This is a genomic window from Streptomyces sp. NPDC048461 (assembly GCF_055587105.1).
In genome coordinates this window covers 329509-343709 of the sequence record NZ_JBVJGW010000007.1, presented here as the reverse complement: position 1 = coordinate 343709, position 14201 = coordinate 329509, and the positions used below count along the sequence as shown (strand labels likewise).

Here is a 14201-nt window from a genome sequence, read left to right as displayed (position 1 = left end):
TCGATCCCGATTACGGACGGACATCCCGCCTCACCGCGGCGCTGTGCCGTTCCTTCCTTCACCTACGTCACGCAATGGCGCGCGACAGGAGCCAGAGGACATGCAGACCAAGCTGGACGAAGCAAAGGCCGAGCTGCTCACGAGGGCGGCCCGGGTAGCTGAGAACAGCCCGGCCGGGGGGCTACTTCCGACTGGGTCAGACAAGGGAGGGCGTCCGCACCGGGACACCGTTCTTTCCTACCTCCAGCGCTACTACCTGCACACCGCCCCAGAGGATCTGCTGGACCGGGATCCGGTCGACGTGTTCGGGGCGGCGCTCTCGCACTACCGGCTCGCCGAGAACCGGCCACAGGGCACCGCGAACGTGCGCGTGCAGACCCCCACGGTCGAGGAGAACGGCTGGACCTCCAGCCACTCGGTCGTCGAGGTCGTCACCGACGACATGCCGTTCCTCGTGGACTCCGTGACCAACGAGCTGTCCCGCCAGGGCCGCGGCATCCACGTCGTGATCCACCCGCAGGTCGTCGTCCGCCGTGACGTCACCGGCAAGCTGATCGAGATCCTCGGCCCCGACTGCGACGCCCACGGTCCGCGCACCCAGCGCCCCCACGACTCCCTCGTCGAGTCCTGGATCCACGTCGAGATCGACCGCGAGACCGACCGCGCCGACCTCAAGCAGATGACCGCCGACCTGCTGCGCGTCCTGTCCGACGTACGCGAGTCCGTCGAGGACTGGGAGAAGATGCGCGACGCGGCGATGCGCATCGCCGAAGAGCTGCCGAACGAGCCCACCGCGCCCGACCTGCGCGAGTACGAGCTCGAAGAGGCCCGCGAGCTGCTGCGCTGGCTCGCCGACGACCACTTCACCTTCCTCGGCTACCGCGAGTACAACCTCGTCGACGGGGACGCCCTGACCGCCGTGCCCGGCACCGGCCTCGGCATCCTGCGCTCCGACCCGCTGCACAGCGGCAAGGAGGACGGCCACCCCGTCTCGCCGTCCTTCAACCGGCTGCCGGCCGACGCCCGCGCCAAGGCCCGCGAGCACCGCCTGCTGGTGCTGACCAAGGCCAACAGCCGCTCCACCGTGCACCGCCCCTCGTACCTCGACTACGTGGGCGTCAAGAAGTTCGACGCCGACGGCAACGTCGTGGGCGAGCGCCGGTTCCTCGGCCTGTTCTCCTCCGCCGCCTACACCGAGTCGGTGCGCCGGGTGCCGGTCGTGCGCCGCAAGGTCGCCGAGGTGCTGGAGGGCGCCGGCTTCGCGCCGAGCAGCCACGACGGCCGCGACCTGCTCCAGATCCTGGAGACCTACCCGCGCGACGAGCTGTTCCAGACCCCCGTCGACCAGCTCCGCGGCATCGTCACCTCCGTCCTGTACCTCCAGGAACGCCGCCGGCTGCGGCTCTACCTGCGCCAGGACGAGTACGGGCGCTACTACTCCGCGCTGGTCTACCTGCCGCGCGACCGCTTCACCACCGGCGTCCGGCTGCGGCTGATGGACATCCTGAAGGAGGAGCTCGACGGCACCAGCGTCGACTTCACCGCCTGGAACACCGAGTCGATCCTCTCCCGCATCCACTTCGTCGTCCGCGTCCCCCAGGGCAAGGAACTGCCCGTCCTGACCGACGCCGACGTCGAGCGCATCGAGGGCCGGCTCGTCGACGCCGCCCGCTCCTGGGCCGACGGCTTCGCCGAGGCCCTGGTCGCCGAGCTGGGCGAGGAGCGCGCCGCCGAGCTGCTGCGCCGCTACGGCACCACGTTCCCCGAGGGCTACAAGGCCGACCACTCGCCGCGCGCGGCCGTCGCCGACCTCTGCCACCTGGAGCGGCTCTCCGCCAGCGACCGCGAGTTCGCGCTCTCGCTGTACGAGCCGGTCGGCGCGGGCCCCGGCGAGCGCCGGTTCAAGATCTACCGCACCGGTGAGCAGGTCTCGCTGTCCGCGGTCCTGCCCGTCCTGCAGCGCCTGGGCGTCGAGGTCACCGACGAGCGGCCGTACGAGCTGCGCCGCTCGGACCGGGTCAGCGCCTGGATCTACGACTTCGGCCTGCGGATGCCCGTCTCCGGCGGCAACGGCGACCACGCCGGCGGCTCCGGCTACCTCGCCGACGACGCCCGCGAGCGGTTCCAGGACGCGTTCGCCGCGGTCTGGCAGGGCGACGCGGAGAACGACAACTTCAACACCCTGGTGCTCGGCGCCGGCCTGACCTGGCGGCAGGCCGTCGTGCTGCGCGCGTACGCCAAGTACCTGCGCCAGGCCGGCTCCACCTTCAGCCAGGACTACATGGAGGACACCCTCCGCAACAACGTCCACACCACCCGGCTGCTGGTCTCCCTCTTCGAGGCCCGGATGTCCCCGGCCCGGCAGACCGCCGGCAGCGAGCTCGTGGACGCCATGCTGGAGGAGCTGGACGGGGCCCTGGACCAGGTCGCCTCGCTCGACGAGGACCGCATCCTGCGCGCGTTCCTCACGCTGATCAAGGCGACGCTGCGGACGAACTTCTTCCAGCTCACCGACGCGGGCGAGCAGCACAGCTACGTGTCGATGAAGTTCGACCCGCAGGCCATCCCCGACCTGCCGGCGCCCCGCCCCGCCTTCGAGATCTGGGTGTACTCCCCGCGCGTCGAGGGCGTCCACCTGCGCTTCGGCAAGGTCGCCCGCGGCGGCCTGCGCTGGTCCGACCGGCGCGAGGACTTCCGTACGGAGATCCTCGGCCTGGTCAAGGCGCAGATGGTCAAGAACACCGTCATCGTGCCGGTCGGCGCCAAGGGCGGCTTCGTCGCGAAGAACCTGCCCGACCCGTCGGTCGACCGCGACGCCTGGCTCGCCGAGGGCATCGCCTCGTACAAGATCTTCATCTCGGCGCTGCTCGACATCACCGACAACATGGTGGCCGGCGAGGTCGTGCCGCCCCTCGGCGTGGTCCGCCACGACGAGGACGACACCTACCTCGTCGTCGCCGCGGACAAGGGCACCGCCACCTTCTCCGACATCGCCAACGGGGTCGCCGAGGCCTACGGCTTCTGGCTCGGCGACGCCTTCGCGTCGGGCGGCTCGGCGGGCTACGACCACAAGGGCATGGGCATCACCGCCCGCGGCGCCTGGGAGTCCGTCAAGCGGCACTTCCGCGAGCTGGGCCACGACACCCAGACCGAGGACTTCACCGTCGTCGGCGTCGGCGACATGTCCGGCGACGTCTTCGGCAACGGCATGCTGTTGTCCGAGCACATCCGCCTGATCGCCGCCTTCGACCACCGGCACATCTTCATCGACCCGAACCCGGACGCGGCGACCTCCTACGCCGAGCGGCGCCGGCTCTTCGACCTGCCGCGCTCCTCGTGGGCCGACTACGACACCGCGCTGCTCTCGGCGGGCGGCGGCGTCCACCCGCGCACGGCGAAGGCCATCCCGGTCAACGCGCAGGTCCGCGCGGCCCTCGGGATCGAGGCGGGCGTCACGAAGATGACGCCGGCCGACCTGATGAAGGCGATCCTCCAGTCCCCGGTGGACCTGCTGTGGAACGGCGGCATCGGCACGTACGTCAAGGCGACGTCCGAGACGCACGCGGACGTCGGCGACAAGGCCAACGACGCCATCCGCGTCAACGGCTCCGACGTGCGGGCCCGGGTCATCGGCGAGGGCGGCAACCTCGGTCTGACCCAGCTCGGCCGCATCGAGTTCGCCCGGACCGGCGCGGGCGGCGAAGGCGGCAAGATCAACACCGACGCCATCGACAACAGCGCGGGCGTGGACACCTCCGACCACGAGGTGAACATCAAGATCCTGCTGAACGCGGTGGTCACGGACGGGGACATGACCGTCAAGCAGCGCAACAAGCTGCTCGCCGAGATGACCGACGAGGTCGGCCACCTCGTCCTGCGCAACAACTACGCGCAGAACGTGGCGCTCTCCAACGGCGCGGCCCAGGCCCCCAGCCTGCTCCACGCGCAGCAGCGCTTCATGCGCCGCCTGGAGGGGGCCGGACTGCTCAACCGCGAGCTGGAGTTCCTGCCGACCGACCGGCAGATCCGCGAGCTGCTGGGCAACGGCAGGGGCCTGACCCAGCCGGAGCTCGCCGTCCTCTTCGCGTACACCAAGATCACGACGGCGGACGAGCTGATCGCCACCGGGCTGCCGGACGACGCGTACCTGCGCCGGCTGCTCTACGCGTACTTCCCGAGCGCGCTGCGCGAGAAGTTCCCCGAGCAGATCGACGCGCACGCGCTGCGCCGGGAGATCATCACCACGATCCTGGTCAACGACACCGTCAACACGGGTGGTTCGACCTTCCTGCACCGCCTCCGCGAGGAGACCGGGGCCTCCACGGAGGAGATCGTGCGGGCACAGCTCGCCGCGCGCGAGATCTTCGGTCTGGCCGCGGTCTGGGAAGCGGTCGAGGCGCTGGACAACAAGGTCGCGGCCAGTGTCCAGACCCGGATCCGGCTGCACTCGCGGCGCCTGGTGGAGCGCGGCACCCGCTGGCTGCTCAACAACCGGCCGCAGCCGCTGGAGATCACCGAGACCATCGAGTTCTTCGGCGACCGGGTCGGGAGCGTCTGGGACGAGGTGCCGAAGCTGGTGCGCGGCGCCGACCTGGAGTGGTACCAGTCGATCACGGACGAGCTGATCGGCGAGGGCGTGCCGGAGGAACTGGCGGCCAAGGTCGCCGGCTTCTCCTCGGCCTTCCCGACGCTCGACATCGTCGCGATCGCCGACCGCACGGGCGTGACCCCGCTGGACGTCGCCGAGGTCTACTACGACCTCGCCGACCGCCTGGAGATCACCCAGCTGATGGACCGCATCATCGAACTGCCGCGGTCCGACCGCTGGCAGTCGATGGCCCGCGCGTCCATCCGTGAGGACCTGTTCGCGGCGCACGCGGCCCTGACGGCCGACGTGCTGTCCGTGGGCAACGGCACCTCGACTCCCGAGGAGCGCTTCAAGGCGTGGGAGGAGAAGAACGCGGCGATCATCTCGCGGGCCCGGACGACCCTGGACGAGATCCGGGGCTCGGACGACTTCGACCTGGCGAACCTGTCGGTGGCGATGCGGACGATGCGGTCGCTGCTGCGCGTGCACAGCTGAGCGGTGCGGCCGATCGGCGCTGCCGATCGGCCGTGGTGCGGAACGGGCCGGGCCCGGGACCTGAGTGGTCCCGGGCCCGGCCCGTTCCGCGTACGTCCTGTGCGTCCCGTCCGGCCGGGCGGCGGCCGCGGGGGCTCCGCCCCCGGACCCCCGCGCCTCAAACGCCGGCGGGGCTGGGGTGGGGTGCTCATGGGCCGGCGGGGGTGGGGTGGGGTGCCTCATGCGCCGGCGGGGCTGGGGTGGGGTGGTGCGCCTCAAAGGCCGACGGGGGTGGGGTGGGGTCGGGTGGGGTGGGGTCAGGAGCGGGTGAAGCGTTCGTAGGCGGCGCAGACTTCGGCGGACGGGCCGTCCATGCGCAGGACTCCGGATTCCAGCCAGATCGCGCGGTCGCACGTCTCGCGGACCGTGTTGATGCCGTGGCTGACCAGGAAGACCGTGCCCGCGTGCTCGCGCAGTTCCTCGATGCGGGCCTGGCTGCGGCGCTGGAAGGCCGCGTCGCCGGTGGCCAGGGCCTCGTCGATCATCAGCACGTCGTGGTCCTTGGCGGCGGCGATGGAGAACCGCAGCCGGGCGCCCATGCCCGAGGAGTAGGTCCGCATGGGCAGGGAGATGAAGTCGCCCTTCTCGTTGATGCCGGAGAAGTCCACGATGCTCTGGTACCGCTCCTTGATCTGTTCGCGGCTCATGCCCATGGCGAGCCCGCCGAGGACCACGTTCCGCTCGCCCGTCAGGTCGTTCATCAGCGCGGCGTTCACGCCGAGCAGGGAGGGCTGGCCGTGCGAGTAGATCGCGCCCGCGGCGACCGGCTGGAGGCCGGCGATGGCGGCCAGCAGGGTGGACTTGCCCGAGCCGTTGGAGCCGATCAGGCCGATGGCCTCGCCCTTGTACGCGGTGAAGCCGACGCCCCGCACCGCGTGCACCTCGCGCGCGGCGGGGGCCTGCTTGCGGGAGAAGACCCGGCTCAGGGCGGCGGTGGCGCCGCCCTTGCGGCCGCCGCTGCCCTGGACCCGGTAGACCACGTGCACGTCGTGGGCGATGACGGTGGGCACGCGGGCCCCGGGGGCCGCCGGTGCGGGCGCGGGCCGGGTGCCCGTCGAAGTGATCGAGCTCGTCGGGGTCGTCAGGGTCGTCGGGGTCGTCGAGGTGTCAGCCACGTCCGTACTCCTCCTCGGCCTTCCAGAAGTAGATGAATCCGCCGATGCCGGCGAGCAGCGCCCAGCCGATGGCCACCGGCCACACGTGGTGCGGCAGCGAGTGGGCGGAGAAGCTGTCGATCAGCGCGAAGCGCATCAGGTCGATGTAGACGGCCGCCGGGTTGAGCTTCAGCGCCGTCGACACCCAGTGGGGGAGCTGGTCGGTCTTGAGCATCTGGTCGATGGACCACATGACGCCCGAGGAGTACATCCAGGTGCGCAGGACGAACGGCATCAGCTGGCTGACGTCGGGGTTCTTGCTGCCGATGCGGGCCATGACCATGGCGCAGCCGGCCGCGAAGAGGGCCATCAGCACCAGGACCGGGGCGACCAGGAACCAGGAGGGCGCGGGCGTCTGGCCGAAGGCCAGCAGCAGGATGACCAGGGCGACCATGCTGACGAGCAGCTGCTGGAAGAGCTGGACGACGGTGGAGATGGGCAGGCTGGCGCGCGGGAAGTGCAGGGCGCGGACCAGGCCGCGGTTGCTGTGGACGGCCCGGGTTCCGGCGTTGACGGAGCTGCCGATGAAGTCCCACACGAAGACGCCCGTGATCAGGAACGGCACGTAGTCGGGCACGTGGTGGCTGGCGCGCATGACGACGCCGAAGATGAAGTAGTAGACCGCCGCGTTGAGCAGCGGGGTCACCAGGTGCCAGACCTGGCCGAGCTTCGCGGTGCTGTACTGCGCCTGCATGCGGGACGTCGCGTACGTGGTCACGAAGTGGCGCCGGCCCCACAGCTGCGCGAGGTACCGGGGAAGGGTGGGCCGGGCGCCGCTGAGGGTCAGGCCGTGTTCGGCCGCGAGCCGGGTGAGTTCCGGCGGGATCGGGCGGGCCGCGGCTGCTGCGGCGGTCGAGGGTGCGGTCGCGGTGGTCACAAGGGTCGCTTTCGCCGGGGTCGGGGCGTCGCGAGCGATGGGACGGGTCCGTATCGTCGCTACGGCGACAGTAGGGCGTCGGACGTCGGGACGCAACCGTATCGTCGTGACGAAGTGCGCGGCTATGCTCTCTGCATGACCTCCGACCCCGCCGCCACCCCCGCCCGCCGCCCGCCCGCCGGCGCCGCCGTCCTGCGCGAGGACGTGACCGAGGCGATCCGGGAAGCGGTGGTCGGGGAACTCGCCGCCGTCGGCTTCGCGCGGATGTCCATCGAGGGCATCGCCCGCCGCGCCGGCGTCGGCAAGACCGCCGTCTACCGGCGGTGGAAGTCGAAGCTGCACCTCGTGCTCGACCTGGTGGGCGCCTTCGCGGTGGACGGCCTGCCGGTGCCGTCGACCGGATCCCTGTACGGGGACGTACGGGCCCTGCTGGAGGTCATGACGCACGTGCTGCGGCACCCGGTGGCCTCCGCGGTCATCCCGGACCTGCTGGTCGAGGCGGCGCGCAACCCCGAGATCGCGGACGCGGTGCGGGGCGCGCTGCTCGACGGGCAGCGGCGGATGGCCGAGGGGATCGTCTCCGAGGCCGTCGCGCGCGGAGAGCTGCCCGACGGGACCTGCCCGGACCGGGCGCTGGACCTGGCGATCGGGCCGCTGTACTGGCGGCAGGTGGTGGTGCGGGACGCCGTCCCGAAGGACTACCTGGACGACCTGGCCCGCTCGGTGGTGGCCGGCCTGCGGGCCGCCTGACCCCGGCGGACCGGCGCCGGGGCCGGGCGGACCGGCGCCCGACCCGCGCGGCGGCCCCGGCAGCCCGCACCCGTCAGAAGGGCATCCGGCCCGCCGTCAGGTGCGCCAGCGTCGGCTCCGGGACCGCCGACGGCGCGGCCGGTGCCGGACGGCGCTCCTCCAGCGGGACGACCGCCGGAATCGGGACGGCCTGCCCGAGGAAGACCCGGCGCACGACGCGTTCCGCCGCGTGGCCGTCGTCGTACGAGCAGAACCGCGAGCGGAACGCCGCCCGCAGCTGCGCGGAGCGCGAGCCCTGCCAGTGCCCGGTGGCGAAGATGTCCACCAGCTCGTCCTCGGTGCGGGCGATCGCCCCGGGCGGACAGGCCCGCAGGTCGAAGTAGGTGCCCCGGGCCGCCTCGTACGCCTCCCAGTCGTCCGCGTGGATCACGATCGGGCGGTCCAGCGCCGCGTAGTCGAACATCAGGGACGAGTAGTCCGTCACCAACGCGTCCGACGCCAGGCAGAGTTCCTCCACCGACGGGTACGCGGAGACGTCGACCAGCCGCGGGTGCGGCTGCGGCGCCCACCCCCGGCCGGCGTACGTCAGGTGCGTGCGGACCAGCAGGGTGAAGCGCGGGCCGAGGTCCCGCAGGACCCGCTCGAAGTCCAGGTGGTCGGGCCGGCTGCGCCGGTAGTCGCGGTGCGTGGGCGCGTACAGGACGGCCGTGGAGCCCGGCGGGATGCCGAGCCGCTCGCGCAGCTCCAGCACGTCCGCCCGGCTCGCCCGGTGGAAGACGTCGTTGCGCGGGTAGCCGTACTCCAGCGTCGTGTACGAGGACGGCACCGCCTTCTCCCACACCAGCGTCGAGTGCCGGTTCGCCGAGAGCAGGTAGTCCCACTGGTCGGCGCCGCGCAGCAGGCCCGCGAAGTCCGTGGTCGGGGTGGCCGCCGGCCGGTCCTGGAGGTCGAGGCCGACCCGCTTGAGGGGGGTGCCGTGCTGGGTCTGCACCAGGATCTGGCCGGGCCGCTTGACCAGGGCGCGGTCGAAGTTGACGTTGGTGACCAGGTACGTGGCCCGGGCCAGGGCGCTCCAGTACGCGGCCGAGCCGGGCCGCAGCGCCACCGTCTCGCGGGGGAGCGTGGCGGCGTGCGCCGGGTCGCAGATCCACGCCGTGCGCATCCGGGGCGCCAGCTCCCGCAGCTTCGCCTCGACGGCCGCCGGGTTGCAGGCGTAACCGCCGTGCCAGTACGCGGAGAAGACCGCGAGCTCCGGCCGGAGCGGCAGCAGCCGCTGCACCCGGTAGTGCAGCCGCAGCGCGCACTCCCGCAGCCCCCGCCCCAGGACGGCCGCTCCCCGCAGGGCCGCCAGTCCCGCCGAGCGGAGCACCGACAGCAGCCGGTAGGCGCGCCGGGCGCCCAGCCGCATCAGGGAGTGCCGGACCCGGTCGGTGCGCGACGGGGGCGACGCCGGAGCACCCCCGCCGGGGGCCCGGTAGCGGCGCAGCAGGGCCGAGGCTCGGGCGAAGAACTCGGCGCGGCTCGTGCGCGGGAGGCGGCGCGGGTCGGCGTACAGGGCGCAGAAGTGCTCGGCCATCCGCCGGTGCACGGCGGGACGCCAGCGCTCCAGCTCGGGGCGGCCGGCGAGGTAGCCGAAGACCCGGTCGTACTGGTCGAAGACGTCGAGGTGGCGGCGGCTGGACGTGGTCAGGATCGAGCCGGTCCGCCGCTGGCGGTAGTGCACGCAGACCCGGTCCAGGACGGCGACGGACTCGGCGGCCAGCAGCGCCGGATAGGTCCAGGGTGTGTCCTCGTAGAAGCCGGGCGGGAAGGACAGGCCCTCGCGCTCCGCGTACTCCCGGCGGTACGCCTTGTTCCACACCACCATCAGCATGCCGAGCAGGGCCGGGCGGTCGGCGAGCCGGAAACTGGCCGGGCCCTCCTCCGAGAGCCGGTCCGAGAGCCGGTTGCGGACCAGCTCGCCCGTCCAGAAGGTGCGCGCGTAGTCGTAGACGAGGACGTCGGGGGAGCCGGTGGCCTTCAGCCGGTCGGCGATGGCCCGCAGGGCGCCCGGGGCGAGGGTGTCGTCGCCGTCGAGGAAGACCAGGTAGTCGCCGGTGGCCCGGGCCAGACCCGCGTTGCGGGCCGGGCCCAGCCCCAGGTTGTGCGCCAGGTGCACGGCGGTGACCCGGGGGTCCCGGGCCGCGTACTCGTCGATGATCGAGCCGCAGGCGTCCGGGGAGGCGTCGTCGACCGCGATCAGTTCCAGATCCGGGTACGACTGGGTCAGGACCGAGTCCAGACTCTCCTGGAGGTACGCCTGGACCTTGTACGCGGGCACGATGACGCTGAACCGGGGCACGGCACATCCAGGGGTCTGCGGGCGGGCATATGGCCCAGGAACCCCCGGTGTGGCGATCGGGTTACGCGGCGTGCGGCATTCGGGTTACGGAGCGTCAACTCCGCACGTCGGCACCGTGATCCAGAGGGCCTCGGCGCGCTTCGGAAGGGCGCGCGGACGTCACTTGACGGCGCCGGCCATCACCCCCGAGACGAACTGCCGCTGGAAGGCGAAGAAGACGACGAGCGGGATCGCCATCGACAGGAACGCACCCGGCGCCAGCACGTCGATGTTGTTCCCGAACTGCCGCACCTGCTGCTGGAGCGCGACCGTGACCGGCGGGTTCGCCGAGTCGGCGAAGACGAGCGCGACCAGCATGTCGTTCCACACCCACAGGAACTGGAAGATGCCGAGCGAGGCGATCGCCGGACCGCCCAGCGGCAGCACCACCCGGGCGAACAGCCGCAGTTCGCCCGCCCCGTCCAGCCGGGCCGCCTCCAGCAGCTCGCGCGGGATCTCGGCGAAGTAGTTCCGCAGCAGGAACACGGCGAACGGCAGCCCGAACGCGGTGTGGAACAGCACCACCCCCGCCGTCGTCTCGAACAGGCCGATGGTGCCGAAGAGTTCGGAGACCGGGATCAGCGCCACCTGGACCGGGACGACGAGCAGCCCCACGACGACGAGGAACAGCCAGTCCCGGCCGGGGAACTCCAGCCAGGCGAAGGCGTATCCGGCGAACGCGCCCAGGACGAGCACGAGCAGGGTCGCCGGCACCGCGATCGCGAGGGTGTTCAGCAGGGACCCGGTGATCGTGTCGTTGGCCAGCAGCCGCGCGTAGTTGTCGGCCGTGAGGCGGGACGGCGCGGTCAGCGCCCCCCACCAGCCGCCCTTGTCGAGGTCGGAGGGGGCGAGGAAGGAGGAGACGAGCAGGCCGAGGGTAGGCAGCAGCCAGAACAGCGCGGCCGCGATCAGGAACAGGCGCAGCACCCCGCCCGCGGCCCGGGCCGCCAGACCCCGCCCGGCCCGTGCGACGGCCCCGGAGCCGGCGGTGGCCCCGGAGCGCGCGGCCGTCCCGGTCCCCGCGGCCGTCCCGGTCCCGGACGCGGTCAGGGTGCCCGTACCGGCTTCGGCCCCCGTACCGGCTCCTGCCCCGGTCGCCGGTCCGCCGGGGGGCGACCCGGCCGGGGCCGACCGGTCCGGCGTCCGCTCGAATCCGCTCATCGGGACCTTTCCTTCCGCAGCCTGCGGATGTTCACCAGCATGACCGGCAGCACCAGGACGAGCAGCAGGACGGCGATGGCGCTGCCCAGCCCCGGATCGGCGTCCGTGCCGAAGGAGGTGCGGTACAGCTGGAGCGCCAGCACGTTCGCGTCGTCCTGCACCGCTCCGGGAGCGATCACGAAGACCAGGTCGAACACCTTCATGACGTTGATGACGAGGGTGACGAGCACGACCACCAGCACGGGCGCCAGCATCGGCACGGTGACCCGGCGGAACACCTGCCACTCGTTCGCCCCGTCCACCCGGGCCGCCTCCAGCAGCTCCCGCGGCATGGACGCCAGCCCCGCCCCGATCAGCACCATCGCGAAGCCGGCCCACATCCACACGTACGCCCCGATGACCGCCGGGGTCACCAGCGCCGGGCCCAGCCACTGGACGCCCGCGTAGGCCTCCCGGAAGTTGGACGCCGGCAGCCGCAGCTGCGCCCCGTCGGCCTTCGCGGACAGGACGAAGGTGCCGTCGCCGCGCGCGGTGGCGCTCTCCACGACCTTCCCGTCCTTCACCGCCTCGACGCGCATCCCGGCGAAGCCGGACTCGGTGGGGTCGACCGTGTTCACCGTGCCGCCCCCGCCCCGCGTGAAGTCCTGCCACACGGTGCCGGTGACCTTCCCCGGGTCGGCGCCGGCCGCCTTGGCGACCGCGGTTCCCGCGGGCAGCGCCTCCGGGGCCACCCCGACCAGCGGGAGCAGCACCGGGACGCCCGCCCGTACGGGGTCGCGGGTGGCGAAGGCCCCGCTGCCCGCGTCCACCAGCGGGGAGTCCCGGCCCGGGCGGGCCTTGGGGAACGCCGAGGACTCCGCGAACGTGTCGTGGACTCCGACCCAGACCGCGTTGGCGACGCCCCGGTCGGGGTCGTGGTCGTAGACCAGCCGGAAGATGATGCCCGCCGCCAGCATCGAGATCGCCATCGGCATGAAGACCAGGAGCTTGAACGCCGTTCCCCAGCGCACCCGTTCGGTGAGCACCGCGAAGATCAGACCCAGCGCCGTGGCCGTGGCCGGCGCCAGCACCACCCACACCGCCGTGTTCTTCAGCGCCGTGCGGATGGTCGGATCGCCGAATATCTCCCGGTAGTTGTCGCCGCCGACGAAGCCGGAGCCGGAGCGGTCGAAGAAGCTGCGGTAGAGGGAGTAGCCGATCGGGTGCACGACGAGCGCGCCGAGGAGCACGAGGGCCGGGAGGAGGAACGCCGCCGCGATCAGCCGGCGGCGCCGCGCCTCGGCGGACCTGCCGGCCGCGGCGGCCGCGACCGGCTTGGCCTGGGACGTCACGGGATCAGTTCCCGTACGCCTTGGCCGCGTCCGCCTCCAGTTTCGCCTGGGCCCCCGCCACGTCCGACGGGTTCGCCAGGAAGTCCTGGAGCGCCTTCCACTCGCCCGCGCCCGGCGTGCCGCCGAAGGCCGCCGGGGCCTGGTCCGACATGTCGAAGCGGAAGTCGTCGCCCGCCGCGATCAGCGCCTTGGCGATGCCCCGCTGGATGTCGTTCGGATACGCGGCCGGATCGACCGCCTTGTTCGGGGAGACGAACCCGCCCAGGCGGGCCTGGATCTCCGCAGCGTCCGGCGACGCCAGGAACGTCAGCAGCGCCTGCGCGCCCTTCGACGGCTTCAGCGCGACCGCCACGTCACCGCCCGAGACCACCGGCGACTTCGCGCCGACCGCCGGGAACGGGAACACGAGCGCGTCCGTGCCGACCTTCGCCTCGGTCTGCGCGATGTTCACGGCGACGAAGTCGCCCTCGAAGACCATCGCGGCCGCCGGCCGGTCGCCGCCGGTGAACGTCTGCGTCACCGACTTCGGGAATTCGGTGGCCAGCGCCCCGCTCGCCCCGCCCGCCAGGAAGTCCTTGCGTCCGAACAGCTCGCCCAGCGTGGTCAGCGCCTGCTTGACGCTGTCGTCCGTCCACTTGATCTGGTGCTTGGCCAGCTGGTCGTACTTCTCCGGACCCGCCTGGGAGAGGTAGACGTTCTCGAACCAGTCGGTGAGGGTCCAGCCGTCCGCACCCGCCACCGACACCGCCGGGGTGCCCGACGCGGAGAGCGTGTCCGCCGCCGTCAGCAGCTCCTTCCAGGTGGTGGGGGGCTTGACGCCCGCCGCCTCGAAGGCCTTCGCGTTGTACCAGATCAGCGACTTGTTCGCGGCCTTGTAGTACACCCCGTACTGGGTGCCCTCGACCGCGCCGAGCGTCTTCCAGCCCGCCGAGTAGTTGGCGTCGAGCTGGGCCTTCGCCTCCGGACCCACCGGCTGCGCCCACTTGTTCTGCACCGCCGAGACCAGCGCCCCGACCTGCGGGAGCAGCGCCACGTCCGGCGGGGCCCCGCCCGCGATCTTCGAGCCGAGGAACGTGACGATCGGGTCCTGGGCGGGCACGAAGGTGACGGTGGCCCCGGTCCGCTTCTCGAACTCCTTCAGGACCTTGGTGAAGTTCTCCTGCTCCGCGCCCGTCCACACCGCCGCGACTTCGAGCTTCTCGCCCGTCAGCTTCGGTAATTCCACGGTGGGCCCCGGCGCCGCCGTACCGCCCCGGGCCGGCTCCTCCTTGTCGGATCCGCCTCCGCAGGCGCTGAGCGCGAGCACGCCCGCGGCGGCCGCGGCCGCCCAGCTGAGTGTCGTACGACGCGATCCGTGCCTGCGCATGGCTGTGCCCCCGATGCCCGTGGTGTGTCCCGGACCACAAGGTCTACGCCGACCCGGGCG

8 protein-coding genes are annotated in these 14201 nt (G+C 72.2%); 2 read left to right on the top strand and 6 right to left on the bottom strand.

What is annotated here, in order from left to right:
• Positions 1 to 100 precede the first annotated feature (100 nt).
• The gene (locus tag ACZ6S8_RS15725) at positions 101 to 5083 is read left to right on the top strand and encodes an NAD-glutamate dehydrogenase (protein WP_469455958.1); all 4983 of its coding nucleotides are present in this window, start codon (positions 101 to 103) and stop codon (positions 5081 to 5083) included.
• 296 nt (positions 5084 to 5379) lie between these two features.
• Here the strand turns inward: ACZ6S8_RS15725 and ACZ6S8_RS15720 are convergent, their stop codons facing one another.
• Positions 5380 to 6186: an ABC transporter ATP-binding protein gene (locus tag ACZ6S8_RS15720; RefSeq protein WP_469456017.1), complete on the bottom strand. Its 807-nt coding sequence runs from the start codon at positions 6184 to 6186 to the stop codon at positions 5380 to 5382.
• Positions 6187 to 6229: 43 nt separating this feature from the next.
• Complete coding sequence (locus ACZ6S8_RS15715; RefSeq protein WP_469455956.1) at positions 6230 to 7153, bottom strand: ABC transporter permease; 924 nt, start codon at positions 7151 to 7153, stop codon at positions 6230 to 6232.
• Between the two features lie 135 nt (positions 7154 to 7288).
• Here ACZ6S8_RS15715 and ACZ6S8_RS15710 point away from each other — a divergent pair, with 135 nt between their 5' ends.
• Entirely contained in the window at positions 7289 to 7903 is a 615-nt protein-coding gene (locus tag ACZ6S8_RS15710) for a TetR/AcrR family transcriptional regulator (RefSeq protein ID WP_469455954.1), read from the top strand.
• A gap of 73 nt (positions 7904 to 7976) precedes the next feature.
• Here the strand turns inward: ACZ6S8_RS15710 and ACZ6S8_RS15705 are convergent, their stop codons facing one another.
• The 4 genes from ACZ6S8_RS15705 to ACZ6S8_RS15690 all read right to left on the bottom strand — a co-directional run bounded on the left by ACZ6S8_RS15705 (position 7977) and on the right by ACZ6S8_RS15690 (position 14141).
• Positions 7977 to 10244, bottom strand: a complete 2268-nt coding sequence (locus ACZ6S8_RS15705) for a bifunctional glycosyltransferase/CDP-glycerol:glycerophosphate glycerophosphotransferase (RefSeq protein ID WP_469455952.1) — start codon at positions 10242 to 10244, stop codon at positions 7977 to 7979.
• Between the two features lie 159 nt (positions 10245 to 10403).
• The gene (locus ACZ6S8_RS15700) at positions 10404 to 11444 is read right to left on the bottom strand and encodes a carbohydrate ABC transporter permease (RefSeq protein ID WP_469455951.1); all 1041 of its coding nucleotides are present in this window, start codon (positions 11442 to 11444) and stop codon (positions 10404 to 10406) included.
• The gene (locus tag ACZ6S8_RS15695) at positions 11441 to 12706 is read right to left on the bottom strand and encodes a carbohydrate ABC transporter permease (protein WP_469456015.1); all 1266 of its coding nucleotides are present in this window, start codon (positions 12704 to 12706) and stop codon (positions 11441 to 11443) included. The genes ACZ6S8_RS15700 and ACZ6S8_RS15695 overlap by 4 nt, the downstream gene beginning before the upstream one ends.
• 73 nt (positions 12707 to 12779) lie before the next feature.
• A complete protein-coding gene (locus ACZ6S8_RS15690) occupies positions 12780 to 14141 on the bottom strand; it encodes an ABC transporter substrate-binding protein (protein WP_469455949.1) in 1362 nt (453 codons plus the stop codon).
• Positions 14142 to 14201 lie beyond the last annotated feature (60 nt).

Excerpts from the sequence above, each read along its gene's own strand:
- ACZ6S8_RS15710 (WP_469455954.1), top strand. The coding sequence starts at position 7,289 with ATGACCTCCGACCCCGCCGCCACCCCCGCCCGCCGCCCGCCCGCCGGC.
- ACZ6S8_RS15725 (WP_469455958.1), top strand. The coding sequence starts at position 101 with ATGCAGACCAAGCTGGACGAAGCAAAGGCCGAGCTGCTCACGAGGGCG.
- ACZ6S8_RS15700 (WP_469455951.1), bottom strand. The coding sequence starts at position 11,444 with ATGAGCGGATTCGAGCGGACGCCGGACCGGTCGGCCCCGGCCGGGTCG.
- ACZ6S8_RS15690 (WP_469455949.1), bottom strand. The coding sequence starts at position 14,141 with ATGCGCAGGCACGGATCGCGTCGTACGACACTCAGCTGGGCGGCCGCG.